Source organism: Kitasatospora sp. NPDC053308 (assembly GCF_055585785.1).
In genome coordinates, this window is the sequence record NZ_JBVJJY010000015.1 from 54203 (window position 1) to 70792 (window position 16590).

The 16590-nt window shown below is 74.9% G+C and carries 19 protein-coding genes and 1 pseudogene; 10 read left to right on the top strand and 10 right to left on the bottom strand.

The window, feature by feature from the left end:
- Positions 1-27: 27 nt before the first annotated feature.
- Positions 28-1668, bottom strand: coding sequence for a phosphoglucomutase (alpha-D-glucose-1,6-bisphosphate-dependent) (gene pgm / locus ACZ6Y7_RS27800; protein WP_465760672.1), 1641 nt, complete (start codon positions 1666-1668; stop codon positions 28-30).
- Positions 1669-1809: 141 nt separating this feature from the next.
- Positions 1810-2109, bottom strand: coding sequence for a YciI family protein (locus ACZ6Y7_RS27805; RefSeq protein ID WP_465760673.1), 300 nt, complete (start codon positions 2107-2109; stop codon positions 1810-1812).
- 303 nt (positions 2110-2412) lie between these two features.
- Between ACZ6Y7_RS27805 and ACZ6Y7_RS27810 the strand changes: the two genes are divergently transcribed.
- Both ACZ6Y7_RS27810 and ACZ6Y7_RS27815 read left to right on the top strand, forming a co-directional pair.
- Positions 2413-2850: a hypothetical protein gene (locus ACZ6Y7_RS27810; RefSeq protein ID WP_465760674.1), complete on the top strand. Its 438-nt coding sequence runs from the start codon at positions 2413-2415 to the stop codon at positions 2848-2850.
- Between the two features lie 74 nt (positions 2851-2924).
- Positions 2925-4445, top strand: coding sequence for an FAD-binding protein (locus tag ACZ6Y7_RS27815; protein ID WP_465760675.1), 1521 nt, complete (start codon positions 2925-2927; stop codon positions 4443-4445).
- Between the two features lie 213 nt (positions 4446-4658).
- Here the strand turns inward: ACZ6Y7_RS27815 and ACZ6Y7_RS27820 are convergent, their stop codons facing one another.
- Positions 4659-6176 (bottom strand): multicopper oxidase family protein, encoded by a 1518-nt coding sequence (locus ACZ6Y7_RS27820; RefSeq protein WP_465760676.1) that lies wholly within the window; start codon positions 6174-6176, stop codon positions 4659-4661.
- Positions 6177-6505: 329 nt separating this feature from the next.
- On the opposite strand from ACZ6Y7_RS27820, the gene ACZ6Y7_RS27825 reads away from it, so the two are divergent.
- Genes ACZ6Y7_RS27825 through ACZ6Y7_RS27835 form a run of 3 tightly spaced genes read left to right on the top strand, consistent with a single transcriptional unit; the run spans position 6506 to position 9434 of the window.
- Complete coding sequence (locus ACZ6Y7_RS27825) at positions 6506-8062, top strand: pyridoxal phosphate-dependent decarboxylase family protein (RefSeq protein WP_465760677.1); 1557 nt, start codon at positions 6506-6508, stop codon at positions 8060-8062.
- Positions 8059-8733, top strand: coding sequence for a hypothetical protein (locus tag ACZ6Y7_RS27830; protein ID WP_465760678.1), 675 nt, complete (start codon positions 8059-8061; stop codon positions 8731-8733). Before ACZ6Y7_RS27825 ends, ACZ6Y7_RS27830 begins: the two co-directional genes overlap by 4 nt.
- Complete coding sequence (locus ACZ6Y7_RS27835) at positions 8730-9434, top strand: DUF6875 domain-containing protein (RefSeq protein ID WP_465760679.1); 705 nt, start codon at positions 8730-8732, stop codon at positions 9432-9434. The genes ACZ6Y7_RS27830 and ACZ6Y7_RS27835 overlap by 4 nt, the downstream gene beginning before the upstream one ends.
- Before the next feature lie 629 nt (positions 9435-10063).
- Here ACZ6Y7_RS27835 and ACZ6Y7_RS27840 read toward each other — a convergent pair.
- The 6 genes from ACZ6Y7_RS27840 to ACZ6Y7_RS27865 all read right to left on the bottom strand — a co-directional run bounded on the left by ACZ6Y7_RS27840 (position 10064) and on the right by ACZ6Y7_RS27865 (position 13277).
- Entirely contained in the window at positions 10064-10951 is an 888-nt protein-coding gene (locus tag ACZ6Y7_RS27840) for an ABC transporter permease (RefSeq protein WP_465760680.1), read from the bottom strand.
- The gene (locus tag ACZ6Y7_RS27845) at positions 10911-11786 is read right to left on the bottom strand and encodes an ATP-binding cassette domain-containing protein (protein WP_465760681.1); all 876 of its coding nucleotides are present in this window, start codon (positions 11784-11786) and stop codon (positions 10911-10913) included. The genes ACZ6Y7_RS27840 and ACZ6Y7_RS27845 overlap by 41 nt, the downstream gene beginning before the upstream one ends.
- On the bottom strand, positions 11783-12274 hold the full coding sequence (locus ACZ6Y7_RS27850) for a MarR family winged helix-turn-helix transcriptional regulator (RefSeq protein ID WP_465760682.1): 492 nt from the start codon (positions 12272-12274) through the stop codon (positions 11783-11785). The genes ACZ6Y7_RS27845 and ACZ6Y7_RS27850 overlap by 4 nt, the downstream gene beginning before the upstream one ends.
- 8 nt (positions 12275-12282) lie before the next feature.
- The gene (locus ACZ6Y7_RS27855) at positions 12283-12780 is read right to left on the bottom strand and encodes an NUDIX domain-containing protein (protein ID WP_465760683.1); all 498 of its coding nucleotides are present in this window, start codon (positions 12778-12780) and stop codon (positions 12283-12285) included.
- A gap of 81 nt (positions 12781-12861) precedes the next feature.
- A complete protein-coding gene (locus ACZ6Y7_RS27860) occupies positions 12862-13110 on the bottom strand; it encodes a hypothetical protein (protein ID WP_465760684.1) in 249 nt (82 codons plus the stop codon).
- Positions 13107-13277 (bottom strand): hypothetical protein, encoded by a 171-nt coding sequence (locus ACZ6Y7_RS27865; RefSeq protein WP_465760685.1) that lies wholly within the window; start codon positions 13275-13277, stop codon positions 13107-13109. Before ACZ6Y7_RS27865 ends, ACZ6Y7_RS27860 begins: the two co-directional genes overlap by 4 nt.
- Positions 13278-13432: 155 nt before the next feature.
- Between ACZ6Y7_RS27865 and ACZ6Y7_RS27870 the strand changes: the two genes are divergently transcribed.
- The 4 genes from ACZ6Y7_RS27870 (at position 13433) to ACZ6Y7_RS27885 (ending at position 15035) form a co-directional block, all read left to right on the top strand.
- Positions 13433-14269, top strand: a complete 837-nt coding sequence (locus ACZ6Y7_RS27870; RefSeq protein WP_465760686.1) for a helix-turn-helix domain-containing protein — start codon at positions 13433-13435, stop codon at positions 14267-14269.
- Positions 14259-14465 carry a DUF397 domain-containing protein gene (locus tag ACZ6Y7_RS27875; protein ID WP_465760687.1) on the top strand — a complete coding sequence of 69 codons (207 nt, stop codon included), beginning with the start codon at positions 14259-14261 and terminating at the stop codon, positions 14463-14465. The genes ACZ6Y7_RS27870 and ACZ6Y7_RS27875 overlap by 11 nt, the downstream gene beginning before the upstream one ends.
- Positions 14466-14546: 81 nt before the next feature.
- Positions 14547-14750, top strand: a complete 204-nt coding sequence (locus ACZ6Y7_RS27880; protein WP_465760688.1) for a DUF397 domain-containing protein — start codon at positions 14547-14549, stop codon at positions 14748-14750.
- A gap of 81 nt (positions 14751-14831) precedes the next feature.
- Positions 14832-15035 (top strand): DUF397 domain-containing protein, encoded by a 204-nt coding sequence (locus tag ACZ6Y7_RS27885; protein WP_465760689.1) that lies wholly within the window; start codon positions 14832-14834, stop codon positions 15033-15035.
- Between the two features lie 115 nt (positions 15036-15150).
- On the opposite strand, the gene ACZ6Y7_RS27890 is transcribed toward ACZ6Y7_RS27885, so the two are convergent.
- Positions 15151-15519 carry a hypothetical protein gene (locus tag ACZ6Y7_RS27890; protein ID WP_465760690.1) on the bottom strand — a complete coding sequence of 123 codons (369 nt, stop codon included), beginning with the start codon at positions 15517-15519 and terminating at the stop codon, positions 15151-15153.
- Positions 15520-15964: 445 nt separating this feature from the next.
- Here ACZ6Y7_RS27890 and ACZ6Y7_RS27895 point away from each other — a divergent pair.
- Positions 15965-16543: pseudogene (locus ACZ6Y7_RS27895) on the top strand (pyridoxal-dependent decarboxylase); the annotation flags it as partial.
- Positions 16544-16590: the final 47 nt, after the last annotated feature.

Below are 16590 nucleotides of genomic sequence, written 5' to 3' on the forward strand. Positions count from 1 at the left end.
GGGCGGGGGCGGGGGCGGGGGCGGGGGTCAGGTCCCGAGGACCTCGCCGACCAGGGCGCGGGCCTCGTCCTGCACGCGGGCGAGGTGGTCGGGGCCGTGGAAGGACTCGGCGTAGATCTTGTAGACGTCCTCGGTGCCGGAGGGGCGGGCGGCGAACCAGGCGTTGTCGGTGCAGACCTTGATGCCTCCGATGGCCGCGCCGTTGCCGGGGGCGTGGGAGAGGACGGCGGTGATCTTCTCCCCGGCGAGTTCGCCTGCGCGGACGCGCTCCGGGGACAGGCGGGCCAGGCGGGCCTTCTGCTCGCGGTCGGCGGGGGCGTCGACGCGGGCGTAGGCGGGGTCGCCGTGGCGGGCGGTCAGTTCGCGGTAGCGGGCGCTGGGGGTGGTGCCGGTGACGGCGGTGATCTCGGAGGCGAGCAGGGCGAGCAGGATGCCGTCCTTGTCGGTGGTCCACACCCCGCCGTCGCGGCGCAGGAAGGAGGCGCCGGCGCTCTCCTCGCCGCCGAAGCCGATCGAGCCCTCCAGCAGGCCGTCGACGAACCACTTGAAGCCGACGGGGACTTCCACCAGGCGCCGGCCGAGGTCGGCGGCGACGCGGTCGAGCATCGAGGAGGAGACCAGGGTCTTGCCGATGCCGGCGTCGGCGGGCCAGTCGGCGCGGTGGCGGTAGAGGTGGTCGACGGCCACCGCCAGGTAGTGGTTGGGGTTCATCAGCCCGCCGTCGGGGGTGACGATGCCGTGCCGGTCGGCGTCGGCGTCGTTGCCGGTGGCGATGGCGTACTCGTCGCGGCGGGTGATGAGGGAGGCCATCGCGGACGGGGAGGAGCAGTCCATGCGGATCTTCCCGTCCCAGTCCAGGGTCATGAACCGCCAGGTCGGGTCCGTCAGCGGGTTGACGACGGTCAGGTCCAGGCGGTGGGTGTCGGCGATGCGCGCCCAGTAGGCCACCGACGCCCCGCCGAGCGGGTCGGCGCCGATGCGCAGGCCCGCGGCGCGGACCGCGTCCAGGTCCAGCACGGAGGGCAGGTCCTCGACGTAGGCGGTGAGGTAGTCGTGGCGGGCGGTGGTGGCCGCGGCCAGGGCGCGGGCGTAGGGGACCTTCTTCACGCCGCGCAGGCCCTCGCGGATCAGCTCGTTGGCGCGGTCCTGGATCCAGCCGGTGGCCTCGGAGCCGGCCGGGCCGCCGCTGGGCGGGTTGTACTTGAAGCCGCCGTCGCGCGGCGGGTTGTGCGAGGGGGTGACGACGATGCCGTCGGCCAGCGCGCGGGGGCTGCGCCGGTTGTGGGCGAGGACGGCGTGCGAGACCGCGGGGGTGGGGGTGTAGCCGTCGGCGGCGTCGATCAGCACGTGCACGCCGTTGGCGGCCAGCACCTCCAGGGCCGTCACCTTGGCCGGCTCCGACAGGGCGTGGGTGTCGGCGCCCAGGAACAGCGGCCCGGCCACGCCCTGTTCGGCGCGGTACTCGCAGATCGCCTGCGTGGTCGCGGCGATGTGGTCCTCGTTGAACGCCGCGTCCAGCGACGAGCCGCGGTGCCCCGAGGTCCCGAACGCCACCCGCTGCCCGGGCTCCTGCGGGTCCGGGTGCAGCGCGTAGTACGCCGTCACCAGCCGCGCCACGTCCACCAGGTCACCGGGCTGCGCCGGCTGCCCGGCCCGTGCGTGTGCCATCCGTCTTCTCCCGCCGCTTGCGACTGACTCGTGTTCCGCGTCCATCTGCCCCGTGCTCACCGATGGTAACCAGGACGCGACGGTGCCCCGAACCGCGGCGGGCGGTTCGGGGCACGGGGACCGGATCCCGCGGCCGCGGGTTCAGCCGGGCAGCTGCTGGCGGTAGCCCTCCAGGGCGGGCGCGGTGACGGTGGCGAGGAACTCGGTGACCCGGTACGCGCACAGCCCGGCCACCGCGAACGGGTCGGTGGCCACCAGCGCCTCGATCGCCGCCCGGTCCTCCCCCACCGCGAGGATCACCCCGCCCTCGCGCGGCACCTTGCGCCCCGAGGCGAGGAAGGTGCCCGCCGCGTAGTGCTCCTGCAGCCAGGCGACGTGCTGCGGCAGGGCCTCGTCGATCCGCTCCAGCGGGGCGGTGTAGCTCAACTCCAGTACGAACATGCGTCCCAGGCTAGACAACGCCTTACCCGTGCGGCTGCGGGGGCCTCGCGCCGGCGGGCCGTTTTCCGGGGGCCGGGAGGTTGTCGACCCCTATCCTGCCAGCTCAGGCAAGGTTTCGGTAGGACACAGCACACCCTTTTTCCGGCTTGCCGCGCGGTGGTCGCACCCCGCAGACTCATGCGACATCCCCTCCCCCTCTCACGGCCCCACGGGCCGGCCCCGCGTCGCGGGCGGCCGGCGCGTGGCACCGCCGTGCCCGGGGGCGGGGCATGCGGGACGCAACGACGAAGGGGGACACGGAAGATGAGCGGGACGAACGGGACGGCCGGGACGAACGGGACGGCCGGGACGAGCGGGACGGCCGGGACGAGCGGGACGGCCGGGACGAGCGGGACGGCCGGGACGGGCGTGCACGGGGACCTGGTGCTGAAGGCGCGCGTGCGGCTGCTGAGCCACAACGAGCGGGTGCTGCACGGCGAGGAGGGGCTGTGGGTGTACCGGACGCTGTTCGCCGTCACCCCGCACGTGTACGCCTACAAGCTGGCACTGGTCCTGCGGGAGGCGGCCGAGGGCCCGCGGGTGGCCCACCTGCCCGCGGCGCGGGAGGCGCTGCTGGCCGAGGCGAGGGCGGCCGCGGCCCGGATCCCGAGTGGCGCGCCGGACTACCAGCGGCGGATGTGGGAGCAGTCGGTGACGGACCTTCGGCTGGCGGAGCAGCAGGCGGGGCGGGCGGGGCGGTAGGGGGTCCCGGTGGCCGGGGGACGGTTACGGTGCGGGACGATCCCTTTGTCGACGGGTGATCGGAGAAATCGCTGATGAGCAGGTCGGAACTGTCGCGCGGGGCGGGGTTGTCGCGGCGCTCCCTGGTGGCGGGGGCCGCGGCCGGTGCGGCCGCGGTGGTGGCGGGCTGGGACACCTCGGCCCGGGCGTGGGCCGCCGAGCCGGGGGCGGGGGTGGCGCAACTGCCCTCCCTGGAGGGGACGGTGACGCTGCAGGGCGCGGAGGTGGAGCGGTTCTCCTCCGATTTCGGGCACCTGGTGGCGGCGCGGCCGCGGGCGGTGCTGCGGCCCGCCTCGGTGCGCGACGTGCAGCGGGTGGTGGCGTTCGCCGCCCGGCACCGCATCCCGGTGGCGGTCAACGGGCAGAGCGGGGACGCGGCCGAGGTCGGCGCGGCGGGGCTGGAGTCGCACTCCAGCTACGGGCAGGCCGGGGCGGGCGGCGGGATCGCGATCGACGCGCGGGGCCTGTCGAGGGTGGTCTCGGTGCGGCCGGGGCGGGCGGTGGTGGAGGCGGGGGCGACCTGGGCGCAGGTGGTGGAGGCGGGGCTGGCGGCGGGCTGGGTGCCGCCGTGCCTGACGGACTACCTGCACCTGTCGGTGGGCGGCACGCTGAGCGTGGGCGGGATCGGCGGCGCGGTGCAGCGCCACGGCCTGCAGGCGGACCGGGTGCTGGAGCTGCAGGTGGTGACGGGCACCGGGGAGCTGGTGACGGCCTCGCCCACGCGGGAGCGGGAGCTGTTCGAGGCGGTGCTGGCCGGCGGCGGGCAGGCGGGGATCATCGTGCGGGCGACGCTGGCGCTGGTGCCGGTGCGCGAGCGCGCCCACGTGTTCTCGCTGTCCTACGACGACCTGGACGCCTACCTGGCCGACCAGCGGACGGTGATGGCCGAGGGCCGGTTCGACCTGCAGGTCGGCGACGTGGAGCGCAGCGCGGACGGGACGCGGTGGCGCTACCGGGCGGAGCTGGTGGCGTTCGCCGACGCCGGGCGGGGCGTGGACCGCGCCCGGCTGCTGGCGGGGCTGAATCCGGCGGCGGGCGGGGTGTCGGTGGTGGAGCGGAGCTGGCGCGAGTACGCGTTCCGGGTGGACGCGTTCGCGGGGTACCTGCGCTCGGCGGGGCTGTGGGGGCTGCCCAAGCCGTGGCTGAGCGTGTTCCTGCCCGCCTCGACGGCGCGGGTGTTCATGGCGGAGGCGGCCGAGGTGCTGACGCCGGCCGATCTGGGGGCGGGGCTGCTGCTGTTCTACCCGTACCTGCGGTCGCGGGTGGGGGTGCCGCTGGCGGTGCTGCCGGACGAGGAGGTGGGCTGGCACTTCGACCTGCTGGCGTTCCCGGGGCCGGGCTCGGACACCGGGGCGATGCTGGCGCGCAACCGGCGGCTGTACGACCGGGCGGTGGAGCTCGGCGGCAAGCGGTACCTGATCGGGGCGGTGCCGGGGATGACGGGCGCGGACTGGCGGCGCCACTACGGGGGCCTGTGGGAGCGGGTGGCGCGGGCCAAGCGGCGTTTCGACCCGGCGGGGATCCTCACTCCGGGGCAGGGCATCCACGCGTCCTGACGGGCGCGGGGAGGGACGCGGGGCCGGGCCGCGCCGCCGTCCCGCGTCCCGGCCTCCCGGCCTCCCGGCCTCCCGGGGGCCGGGCGTCCGGGCGTCCCGGCCTCCCCGGGGCCGGCCGCGCACGGAGGGGCGGCCGGCCCCGCGCGGGCGGGCGGGCGCACGGGCGGGCAGGCGCACGGGCGGGCGGGCGCGGGCGGGCGCGGGGCCGGGGGTTCAGCTGATCTCCATCTGCGCCATCATGCCCATCGCCGAGTGGTCCAGCAGGTGGCAGTGGTACGGGTAGCGGCCGCGGTAGGAGTCGAAGACGGCCTGCAGGCGCACGCTCTCGCCGGGCAGCAGGCGCACGGTGTCCTTCAGGCCGCTCTCCCCGGGGCCGGGGGCCTTGCCGTTGCGCTCCAGGACGCGGAACTGCACCAGGTGCAGGTGGAAGTTGTGCGGGACGTCGGTGTTGGCGTTGACGACCGTCCACACCTCGGAGGTGCCGAAGGCCACGGCGGCGTCCACCCGCGCCGGGTCGTACGCCTTGCCGTCGATCAGGCCGCGCGGGGCGGCGCCGCCGGCGCCCTCCTCGACCTTCAGCACGACGGTGCGCTCGCGCGCCGGGGCGGGCAGCGCGGGCAGGGTGCGCAGCCGGTCGGGGACGCTGGAGGGGTCGTCGGCGGAGCGGACGACGTCGAAGCGCAGGACCTGGCCGACGTGTTCGGCGGGGCCGGGGGGCATGGCGTTGGTGAGGACGACGGTGGAGCCGACCGGGTAGCGGGAGAAGTCGATGACGACGTCGGCGCGTTCGCCGGGTGACAGGTCGATGCCGTCGGTGGTGTGGGGGCGTTCCAGCAGGCCGCCGTCGGAGCCGATCTGGGTGATCGGGCCGCCGTCGGCCAGACGCAGGGAGAAGAAACGCAGGTTGGAGGAGTTGAGCAGGCGCAGCCGGTAGCGGCGGGCGGCGACCTCGACCTTGGGCCAGGGGCGGCCGTTGGCGAGGATGGTGGTGCGGTTGAACGGGTCGTCCATGCGGTAGACGAGGTTGCCGGAGGCGTCGAAGCGGGCGTCGCGCAGGGCGATGGGCAGGTCGTAGCGGCCGGCGGGCAGGGGCAGGGCGCGTTCGGTCTCGTCGGTGAGCAGGTAGGTGCCGGCCAGGCCCCGGTAGACGTGCTCGGATTCCATGTGGTGGGCGTGGTCGTGGAACCACAGGCTCGCGTGGGGCTGGTCGTTGGGGTAGGTGTAGGTGCGGCTGGCGCCGGGGGCGAGCAGGTTCATCGGGCCGCCGTCGCTGGCGACGGGGACCCGGGAGCCGTGCAGGTGGACGGAGACGGCGTCCTGCAGCAGGTTGGTCTGGCGCACGATCACCGGGCGTCCGGAGCGGGCGCGGATGACGGGGCCGGGGAAGGCGCCGTTGTAGGTGAGGACTTCGGTGCGGTGCCCGGGCAGGATCCGGGCGAAGGAGCGGAGCATGGTGACGGCGTAGGTGTCGGCGCCGCCGTCGGTGGAGGTGGGGGTGAGCACCGGGGGCACCGGCAGGGTGGCGGTGAACTTCTCCACCAGGGCGGGGCCGGCGTCCGGGCCCGGGTCGGGGGTGTCGGCGGGGTGGGTGTGCCGGGCGGCGCCGTCGGCGGTGTCGGCGCTGTCCTGGGCGGTGGCGGCGGAGGCGGCCGGGCGCACCGTGGTGCGCAGGAGCAGGACTCCTCCCCCGGTCGCCAGGGCGGCGCCGATCATCCTGCGTCTGGTCACCATCGCGTGTTCCTCCCGGGGCTTGCGCGCCGTGCCCGGCGGGTGCCGGGGCGGCCGTTTCCGGGGGTGATTGCAGCAGCGCCGCCTGGGGTGCGGCTGGGGTCCGGCTGGGGCCGGGCGCCGCGGCGGGCGGGGGCCGGCCGGCGGGCGGGGCGGGGGCGCGCCGCGGGGGGTGCGGGCGCGGGGTGCCGTGAGCTGCGGGTGTTGCGGACGCCTTGCGCGGCGCCTTCACGGTGGCTCGGGACGCACTCGAAGGATGCTCACGCCCCGAGGCAGCCCCGAACGGGGGGCTCTCGCGGAGGACTCGAAGGACTCGAAGGGAGGGGCCGCGCGTGGACCTGCGGTACTGGCTGCCGAGGGCGGCCGAGGTGGCCGAGCGGTGGGGGGAGCGGTTCGGGCCCTTCGCCGCGCACCCCTCGCACCTGGTGGACGACGCGGACTTCGCCGCCGCGTTCGAGCGCTTCGCCAAGCGCCTGGAGCACAACTACCCGTTCTTCCACCCGCGGTACGCCGGGCAGATGGTCAAGCCCCCGCACCCGGCGGCGATCGTCGGGTACCTGACGGCGATGCGGTTCAACCCCAACAACCACGCCTACGAGGGCGGGCCCGCCACCAACGACATGGAACGCGAGTGCGTGGCCGCCCTGGCCGGGATGTTCGCGCTGCCCGCGCACGTGGGGCACCTGACCAGCAGCGGCACCATCGCCAACCTGGAGGCGCTGTACGTGGCGCGCCAGAGCCACCCGGGCCGGGGCGTGGCCTACAGCGCGCAGGCGCACTACACCCACAGCCGGATGTGCCACGTGCTGGGCGTCGAGGGCCACGCGGTGCCCGCGGACGCCGAGGGCCGCATGGACAGCGGGGCGCTGGAGGAGCTGCTGCGCACCGGGCGCATCGGCACCGTCGTCGTCACCTGCGGCACCACCGGGCCCGGCGCGGTGGACCCGGTGCACGAGGTGCTGCCGCTGGCGCGCCGCTACGGGGCGCGGGTGCACGTGGACGCCGCCTACGGCGGGTTCTTCGCGCTGCCGGCCGCCGACGACGCGCTGGCCGCCGAGCTGGGCATCGACGTACGGCCGTGGCGGGCGGTGGCGGGCTGTGACTCGGTGACCGTGGACCCGCACAAGCACGGCCTGCAGCCCTACGGCTGCGGCGCGGTGCTGTTCGCCGACCCCGGCATCGGCCGGCACTTCGCCCACGACTCCCCGTACACCTACTTCACCGACGCCGAACTGCACCTGGGCGAGATCAGCCTGGAGTGCTCGCGCGCCGGTGCCTCGGCCGCCGCCCTGTGGCTGACCCTGCAGCTGCTGCCGCTCACCCCCCAGGGGCTGGGCGCCGGGCTCGCCGCGGGCCGGCGCGCCGCCCTGGCCTGGGCCGACATGATCGACTCCGGCGAGGAACTGACGCTGAGCCAGCGCCCGCAGCTGGACATCGTCACCTACTTCCCCACCCCGCGCGCCGGTGCGCGCACGCTGTCCGCCGTCGACGCCGCCAGCGACCGGGTGCTGCGCCGCGGCATGACCGACGAGCGGGACCCGGTGTACCTGAGCGTGCTGCGGGTGGACGCCGCCGACTTCACCCGCCGCCACCCGCAGCTGGCCGCGGACGCCGACGGGGCGCGGGTGCTGCGCAGCGTGCTGATCAAGCCGGAGGCGCAGGCGTGGCTGCCGCGCCTGCACGCGCGCATCGCCGCGCTGGCGGCCGAGGCGACCGCGCCGCCCACGCCTCCCGTGCCTTCCGTGCCTTCCGCAGCGCCCGCACCGCCCGTGCCTTCCGCGCCGCCCGCGCCGCCCGCGCCGTTCACCGCACCGCCCGCACCGCCCGTACCGCCGCTCGCCGAAACCGCCCCCTCGTCCGTCCCCTCGCCCGAGGAGAGTGCCCGTTGACCACCGCCACCGCCCTGCCCGCCGCCGCGCCCGGTGCCGTCCGCACCGCCGTGCGCCGGGCCCGCCCCGACGAGGCGCCGGCCCTGGCCCGGCTGCTCGCCGACGCCTTCGCCGACGACGCGCTGATGCTGTGGGCCTTCCCCGACCCCGACCACCGCGCGCGGGTGCTGCCCGCCTTCTTCCGCGTCCACCTGGAGCAGTGCCTGGCCCACCAGGGCGTCATGGTCGCCCACGAGGACACCGCGTACGGGCGGCTGCTGGGCGCGCTGCTGTTCCTGCCGCCGGGCGTGTGGGAGGACCCGGGCCACGCCGACGGCGCCGCCACCCGCGCCCTGGCCGAGGCCGTCGACGCCGGACGCCACGGCGAGTCCGCCCGCCGCCTGGCCGCCATCACCCACCTGCAGCAGCGCCGCCACCCGCGCCACCGCCCCCACTACTACCTGGCGTTCATCGCGGTGCGCCCCGACGCCCGCCGCGCCCGAGCCGCCGAGGCCATGTTCAGCGCCGTCCTCGCCGAGGTCGACGCCGCCGGACAGGCCGCCTACGCCGAGACCAGCTCCGCGGGCGGCGCCCGCCTCGTCGCGGGCCACGGCTTCACCCGCTTCGGCGAGACCATCGCCCTGCCCGGCGGCGGACCCCGCCTGGCCCCGGTGTGGCGGGGTCCCCGATGACCGCCCCCGCCCCCGCCACCGCCGCCACCGCCACCGCCGCCTCCGGCGCCCTGCGGCTGTTCAGCGCCGAACGCATCGACGCCGGTGAGGCCGCCGCCCACCCCGAGGCCGTGGAGATCCTCGCCTGGGCCCGCCGCTTCCTCACCACCGCCCACCCCGACCTCGGCCGCAGCGGCCCGGTCTGCCCCTACACCCAGCCCTCGCTGCGCCGCGGCCTGTTCCACATCGCCGTCGCCACCGGCGACGACGACGGCGGCGGCGGTGGTGGCGGCGACCTGCCCGCCCTGGTCGTCGAACTGCGCGCCCGCTACGACGCGCTGCTCGCCGAACTGAGCGAGGAGTCGGACCGCGAGCTGCTCACCGTCCTGCTGGTGCTGCCCGACCTGGACCCGGCCGACTCCACCGCGCTGGACGAGGCGCAGCGCAAGGCCAAGGACGAGTTCGTCGAACAGGGCCTGATGATCGGCCAGTTCCACCCGGTGTGCGAGGAGCCGGGCCTGTGGAACCGCTCGTTCCGTCCGCTGCGCGCCCCGGTGCCGCTGCTGGCGGTGCGCAAGCTGCTGGTGTTCGACCTGCCGTTCCTCACCGGTGACGAGACCCACCTGAACCACTACCTGGCCCGGTTCGCGCCCGAGGTCCCGGCCCGCATCCGCGACCAGCTGGTCACCAGCGTGCGCGCGCACCAGCGGTCCGCCGCCTGACCCCCTCCCCCACGCGCGCGCGGAGCCCGGCCGGCGCCCGGCTCCGCGCGCGCCCTTTTGTTCCTGGGCCGGGTCCTGTGCGGCGGGCGGCTCTTCCCGGGGCCGGGTCCTGTGCGGCGGGCGGCGCGGGCGGGTTGCCGCCGCGGCGCCGTCACCGCCGGACGGCGGGAGCCGCACCCGGGAGGAGCCGGCGGCCTTCGCGCGCGGCCTGCGCGAGGACGTCCCCGCGCGGCGGGCCCCGGCGCCCCGGATCGGGGACCCGGCCGGCTGGTTCCGCGGCCACGGCCGCCGGCCGTGGCCCGCCGGCGGTGACCGGACGTTCCCGGCCCGGGCCCCGGACGCGGCACCCGTCCACGAGCGGGAGCGCCGCCGACGGGCGCGGTCCCGGTGGTCCCGGTGGTCCTCGTGGTCCCGGGTGGTCACCGAGTCCCCCGTCGAGGACGTGGGCCGCGCGCACCGGCACAGGGCCGGTGGTGACCGGGTTCACCGCCGGGCCCGCCACGGTGCCCCGGGGGCCACCGCTGCCTGCTGCCGCGCGACCCCGACGGCGACCCGGCCGGCTCCTCCCCCTCACGGCGGCGACCGCCGAGTACGCCCGATGGGCGCGCCGCCCCCTCGGCGGACGCCCGCTACCGGGCCAGGCGGCCCAGCAGCGCGGAGGCGGCGGCGATCCCGGCGAGGGCGGCGGCGGTCAGGACGGCGAAGTCCAGCGGCAGGTGGGAGGGGGTGCCGATGAGCAGGCCGCGCAGCGCGTCGACCTGGTAGCTGAGCGGGTTGGCGGTGCTGACGGCCTGCAGCCAGCCGGGCATCAGGTCGACGGGGTAGAGGGCGTTGGAGGCGAAGAACAGCGGCATGGTGATGGCCTGGCCGATGCCCATCAGGCGGTCGCGGGTCAGCACGATCCCGGCGATGGCCATCGACAGGCAGGAGAAGAACGCCGAGCCGAGCACCACCGCGGCCGCCACACCGAGCAGCCGCAGCGGGTTCCAGGTCATGGCGACGCCGAGCACGGCGGCGATCAGCACCACCACCGCGGCCTGCAGGACGGCCTTGACCCCGGCGGCGAAGGCCTTGCCGGTCACCAGGGCGGCGCGCGGGGTGGGGGTGACGAGGAGCTTGGTGAGGACGCCGGAGTCCCGCTCCCAGATGATCATGATGCCGTAGAAGATCGCGATGAACATCGCGGACTGGGCGATGATCCCGGGGGCGAGGTAGTCCAGGTAGGGGATGCCGCCGGTGGGGATGGCCTTGAGGCGGGTGAAGGTCTGCCCGAAGATCAGCAGCCACAGGGCCGGCTGGATCGCCCGGGTGTACAGCTCGGTGCGGTCGTGGCGCAGCTTCTGCAGCTCGACCGCGCACATCGCGCCGATACGGGCGGGCACCAGGCGCCAGCCGGTGCGGGCGCGCGGGGGCACCAGCAGCAGGCCCAGGTCGGGCCCGGCGGGGCCACCGGCGGTGGGCCCGTTCGCGGGGGGCTCAGCCGACGCGGCCTGCGGTTCGGCGGGTACGGCGGACATCGCCGAAGTCTCCTTCCGGGGCGTCGGCCAGGTCGCGGCCGGCGAAGTGGCGGAACACGTCGTCCAGGGTGGGCCGCGCCGCGCCGGGGGCGTCGCGGCGGACCCGGTCCTTGAGCTCGGCGGGGGTGCCGAGCGCCCGGACGCGGCCGCGGTCCATGAGGGCGACGCGGTCGCAGTACCGGTCGGCCTCGTCCATGTAGTGGGTGGTGACCAGGACGGTCATGCCGGTCGCCCGGCGCACGGCGTCCACGCGCTCCCACACGCCGGTGCGGGCGATCGGGTCCAGGCCGATGGTGGGCTCGTCCATCACCAGCAGGCGAGGGGCGCTGACCAGGGCCTGGGCGAGTTCGAGGCGGCGGACCATGCCGCCGGAGTAGGTGGCGGCCATCCGGTCGGCCGCCTCCGTGAGGTCGACGGCCGCCAGCGCCTGGGCGACGCGTTCGGCCCGTTCGGCGCGCGGGACGTCGAAGACCCGGGCGAACAGGGCGACGTTCTCCCGCCCGGTCAGCCCCGAGTCGGCGGACAGCTGCTGGGGCACGTACCCGAGCAGCCGCCGCACCTGCATCGGGCGGCGGGTCGCGTCGTGGCCGAAGACCCGGACCATGCCGGCGCCGACCGGCAGCAGGGTGGTGATCGCGCGGATCGTGGTGGTCTTCCCGGCGCCGTTGGGGCCGAGCAGGCCGAACACCTCACCGGTGCGCACCGTCAGGTCGATGCCGTCCACGGCGCGGGTGGCCTTGCCGTGGTGGTGGAAGGCGTACTCCAGGCCCTCGCACACCACCGCCTGCCCCTGCGACTGCTCCTGCGGTTGCGGGTGCGGGTGCGGCTCGTTCACGGCTTCTCCCCCTCGGGCAGGGCGCGCAGGCCCTCGGCGACCTGGCGCAGCGCGGGCAGGGCGTGGGCCAGCGCCTCGCGCCGGTCGGCGGGCAGGGCGGCGACCAGGTCCTCCATCAGCGCGCGCCGGCGCCCGCGCCAGGCCTCGATCCGCTCGACGGCCGCGTCGGTGGCGTAGAGGAGGGCGGCGCGCCGGTCGGCGGGGTCCACCTCGCGGCGCAGCAGGCCCAGGGCGGCGAGCTGGTTGACGAGGGTGGACACCGAGTTCCCGGCCAGGCACAGCTCCTCGGCGGCCTCGGAGACCCGCAGGCCGGGGCTGTCCATGGCCAGGCGCAGTAGTTCGACCTGCGCGCCGCGCAGGCGCGGTTCGTCCATGGTGTGGCGCAGGCGGCGGCGGACCATGCGCTGGATCCCGACGAGGAGGGTGGAGAACTCGTCGGCCAGGGCGGCGTCGAGCGCGCCGGGTTCCGTCGTGGTCACGCCTCCCATTTTAGCTCTCAGTGAGAGCTATCTGTCGAGGGGGCGAGCGGCGGCGTGCGCTGGCCGTGCAGGAGGATCGGCAGGGTACGGCCGGCGAGGGCTTCCAGGACGCGGGCGGCCTGGGCGGGGGACATCACGTTGGGGATGTCGTGGACGGGGACGAAGCGGGCGCCGAGCAGGCCGCTGACCTTCTGGGGCGGGACGGTCAGGCGGGTGTCGTCGCGGACGACGCCGGCGTGGAAGACCAGGTTGACGCGCTCCAGGTAGCGGTCGGCGGGGGTGAAGTCCACGGCCGAGTAGGCGGTCATCGGCAGGTGCAGGCCGGTGGAGGCGTGCAGGTGGCGGGCGGCGGCGAGGTGCGGGGGCTCGTTGGGCTTGGCGGCGCCGCCGGGCAGGAGCAGGCCGTCCATGTAGTCCGGGTCCACGAGGAGGACGTCCCCGCGCCGGTTGCGGACGAGGGCGAGACAGCCCAGCCGGCACACCGGCGGCTTGGCGAGGAGACGGGGATCGCGCATGGGGAAGCTCATTTCCTGAGAGTGAAGAGAAGCAGAAGGCAGAAGCAGCCCAACCACAGCAGCCGGGCCAGGGCGTGGAGTTCAGTCGTCATGGGTCAGGCGCTCGTAGCGCAGCCCTTTGCGGAGCAGGTCGACGATCCGCAGCAGGTCGAGCGGCCGGGCCGAGCCGAGGTCGACCAGGTAGTTGCCCGTGATCCGCCCGTACTCCCAATCCACGGCGATCGAGGGCAACGTGACGCCGCCGAGGGTGAGGACGGTGGTCAGGTCGTCCAGCACGGAGGCGGCCTGCCGGCGCTGCTCGGCGGTCGCGCGGGACAGCGCGGAGGTCATCGCGGCTGCTCCCCCGGCCGCGGGTGCACCTCGAAGACCCTCCAGGCGCTGTAGGCGTCGGAGAAGAAGGTGAACGAGGCCAACTCGCCGTCGGTGCCGCTGCGCAGCCACTCCCCCGTGATCTCGTTCCGCACCCGGTAGCGCTGCACCTCGGGGTCGAACCGCACCCCGTATCCGTGAGTCCGGGAGGTTTTGTGATTATCCATCGAATTACCTTTTGTGGTCGAGAACTCACTTTCTGCAAGGAAAGGGTTGCGGAGGGATCCCCCGGTAGGGAAGCATCTGAAGTCGCCAGTTCAGCACGGTTCAGTTGGGAAGCGTCATGAACCGCAAGGATCTTGATCCAACGTCATCCCCCTACGCCCCTCTCGGGATGCAGCTCCGCCGTTTCCGCGATGCGACCGGGATGACGCAGGACGAGTTCGGAGAGCTCATCTCCTACTCCGGCTCCTACATCTCCAGCGTCGAACGCGGAGTCCGGCGGCCGAGCCGCCGCTTCGTGGAGATCGCCGACAAGGCACTCAACACGGGCGGCACGCTCGCTCTGATGCTCGACCAGCTCGAACACAGCATCTTGATAGAGGGATTCCCCGAGTACGCCGAGCGGGAGGCCGAAGCCACCGCAATCCGGCTGTTCCAGATCGGGGTCGTCTCAGGACTCCTGCAGACTCCTGAGTACGCGGCCGCTTATGAGCAGGCTCCGGTCAAGCGCGGGACGGTCACCCAGCAACAAGCCGACGAACGCCTGCGCTTCCTCCTCGCTCGCCAGGAAAAGATCAACCGGCCCTCACCGCCCTATGTCCATGCCGTGCTCGACGAGTGGTGCCTGCGACGCCCCATCGGCGGACCAGCCGTCATGGTCGGCCAGTTGACTCGACTGGAAGAGCTGGCCGCATGGCCCAACATGACCATCCAGGTGACTCCCATCGGTCTTGGAGAGAACCGGCCGTTCGCGCACCCGGTGACCATCCTCACGATGCCGAATCGATCGCTTCTCGGCTATTCGGAGACCCACCACCGAGGCTTCCTGGAACGCGACGCGGAAACCCTGGCGGGCTGGGCCAGGGAGTACGATCGGCTTCAAGTGGAGGCGCTGCCGCTGGCTGCGTCGCTTGAGCTGATCCGCGCAGTACGAAGGGAATTTGAGCGTGCATCTTGATCTATCCGGCGCTTACTGGCGCAAGAGCACGCACAGTGGGCAGGGCGGCGAGTGCATCGAGGTCGCCGACGGCATCACCGGCCTCACGCCCGTACGCGACTCCAAGGACCCCTCGGGCCCGGCCCTCGTCTTCTCCTCCTCTGCCTGGCAGTCCTTCGTCACCGCCGTGCGCACCGGCGAATTCGACGCCCAGTAGGCCTACTTCGCACCGGAGTGGGAAGTCGACCCCATCGACTTCCCACTCCGTTCGCACATCCCCGACCAGGAGGCACCCACCATGGACCCCGCCCCCATCACCACCTGGCGCAAGAGCACCCACAGCGGCGGCGGCGGCGAGTGCGTCGAGGTCGCCGACGGCGTCCCCGGCCTCATGCCCGTCCGCGACTCCAAGGACCCCTCCGGCCCCGCCCTCCTCTTCTCCTCCGCCGCCTGGCAGTCCTTCGTCACCGCTGTGCGCACCGGCGAATTCGACGCCCAGTAGGCCTACTTCGCACCGGAGTGGGAAGTCATCCCCATCGACTTCCCACTCCGTTCGCACATCCCCGACCAGGAGGCACCCACCATGGACCCCGCCCACATCACCACCTGGCGCAAGAGCACCCACAGCGGCGGCGGTGGCCAGTGCGTCGAAGTCGCCGACGGCGTCCCCGGCCTCATGCCCGTCCGCGACTCCAAGGACCCCTCCGGCCCCGCCCTCGTCTTCTCCTCCTCCGCCTGGCAGTCCTTCGTCACCGCCGTGCGCACCGGCGAGTTCGACGCCCACTGACCCTGCTCCACTGCGCCGTCGCCCCGGCCGGGGCGACGGCGTGTGCGCGCTGGTGGCGGGCTGGTCCAGCCGAACGGCGAGGGTGTGCCGGACCACCCGGTGGGCTGATGCCGTGTCACGGGAAGCGCGGCCGCGTGCCGTGGGGTTCGCCGCCCGATCGGTCCGGCGTGCCGGACCGGGTACCGCAGTGGCGGCAATAGATGACGTCGACCGGCGTGCTGGTGCGGTCGCCTGCCGAGGTTCGCACCCCCATCGCCGCCGACAGGACACCGGGCAGGAGCAGCAGGGCGCCTACGGCGTGTCCGCCGAGAAGGAGTTTGGCGGCCGGATCGACCAGCATCGCCGCCGCCAGGAACAGCAGGACGCTTTGGCCGCGGGTCACGGGGCGGTGCCACTCGCGGAGCACGGTGACCTCGGTCGTCTCCTCGCAGCGCGGGCAGCTCGGCCCGGCCTGCGTTCCTTCGTACAACAGCTCTTCCGTCACGCGGCCACCCTACGGTTGCGCCGTGGGCGGTTCGGCCGTTTCGCTCGGATCGCCGTCTCCGTCCGCCCTGGGCGCGGCACGGGGTCGGGCGGGCGCCGTGGGGGGGCGGGGCAGGAGTGCGGGCTGCGCCCTGTGCCGCGCGGGGGGTGCCCCGTGCGGGTCCGCGGGCGGGTGGCGGGCCCGGCGTGACGGCGGGCCGTGGTGCTCGTTGAGACCACGGCCCCGGTGCGCTGGCCCGGGCCTGCTGCCGAGGAAGGGCCCGTACGCCGCTGTGAACCGCTTCTCGCCCCACCACACCCCGGCCCGTCGCGGCGAACGTCCTCCGTCGGGGTGCGAGACGCCTCCGGCGGCGCATCCGAAGGTGCTGCGGGACGAGCTGATCGCGGCGGCGCAGTGGGTCGGCGAGTACCTGGACCGGCTTGCGGAGGCCCCGGTGAGCCGTCCGATGCCCGCCGCTCGGCGCGCCCGCCTGCGTGCCGGCGCGCTCGACCGCCGCGGGGGCGAGCTGAGCGGGATCCTGGACTTCGTGCGCGAGGAGATCGCCCCGTTCCCCACCGGCAACGGGCACCCGGCGTTCTTCGCCTGGGTCAACTCCCCGCCCGCCCCGGCCGGCCTGATCGCCGAACTCCTGGCAGCCGCCGTCAACGCGACCTGCGGGATGGGCGACAACGCCCTCATGGACCTGGAACGCGGCACCGTGCGCACCCTCGCCGGGCTCGCGGGCCTGCCCGCCACCAGCGGAGGCGTCCTCACCAGTGGCGGCTCCATGGCCAACCTGCTCGCCCTGGCCACCGCCCGCACCTGGTTCCTCACCCGGCGCGGCTCCGCCGACGGCCCCGCCTACGACCGCGACCACGCCCGCCTGACCGTCTACTACAGCGCCCAGGCCCACATGTCCGTCGCCAAGGCCGCGGCCTGCATCGGCATCCCCGCCCACCGCCTGCGCCCCGTGCCCGGCGACGCCCGGCACCGCCTGGACCCCGCCGCCCTGCGCGCGGCCGTGGCCGCGGACCAGGCCGCCGGGCTCCTGCCGTTCTGCACCGTCACCACGCTGGGCACCACCGCGACCGG

Excerpts from the sequence above, each read along its gene's own strand:
- pgm (WP_465760672.1), bottom strand. The coding sequence starts at position 1,668 with ATGGCACACGCACGGGCCGGGCAGCCGGCGCAGCCCGGTGACCTGGTG.
- ACZ6Y7_RS27805 (WP_465760673.1), bottom strand. The coding sequence starts at position 2,109 with ATGTTCGTACTGGAGTTGAGCTACACCGCCCCGCTGGAGCGGATCGAC.
- ACZ6Y7_RS27810 (WP_465760674.1), top strand. The coding sequence starts at position 2,413 with ATGAGCGGGACGAACGGGACGGCCGGGACGAACGGGACGGCCGGGACG.
- ACZ6Y7_RS27815 (WP_465760675.1), top strand. The coding sequence starts at position 2,925 with ATGAGCAGGTCGGAACTGTCGCGCGGGGCGGGGTTGTCGCGGCGCTCC.
- ACZ6Y7_RS27820 (WP_465760676.1), bottom strand. The coding sequence starts at position 6,176 with ATGGTGACCAGACGCAGGATGATCGGCGCCGCCCTGGCGACCGGGGGA.
- ACZ6Y7_RS27835 (WP_465760679.1), top strand. The coding sequence starts at position 8,730 with ATGACCGCCCCCGCCCCCGCCACCGCCGCCACCGCCACCGCCGCCTCC.
- ACZ6Y7_RS27840 (WP_465760680.1), bottom strand. The coding sequence starts at position 10,951 with ATGTCCGCCGTACCCGCCGAACCGCAGGCCGCGTCGGCTGAGCCCCCC.
- ACZ6Y7_RS27850 (WP_465760682.1), bottom strand. The coding sequence starts at position 12,274 with ATGGGAGGCGTGACCACGACGGAACCCGGCGCGCTCGACGCCGCCCTG.
- ACZ6Y7_RS27855 (WP_465760683.1), bottom strand. The coding sequence starts at position 12,780 with ATGCGCGATCCCCGTCTCCTCGCCAAGCCGCCGGTGTGCCGGCTGGGC.
- ACZ6Y7_RS27860 (WP_465760684.1), bottom strand. The coding sequence starts at position 13,110 with ATGACCTCCGCGCTGTCCCGCGCGACCGCCGAGCAGCGCCGGCAGGCC.
- ACZ6Y7_RS27870 (WP_465760686.1), top strand. The coding sequence starts at position 13,433 with ATGAACCGCAAGGATCTTGATCCAACGTCATCCCCCTACGCCCCTCTC.
- ACZ6Y7_RS27880 (WP_465760688.1), top strand. The coding sequence starts at position 14,547 with ATGGACCCCGCCCCCATCACCACCTGGCGCAAGAGCACCCACAGCGGC.
- ACZ6Y7_RS27885 (WP_465760689.1), top strand. The coding sequence starts at position 14,832 with ATGGACCCCGCCCACATCACCACCTGGCGCAAGAGCACCCACAGCGGC.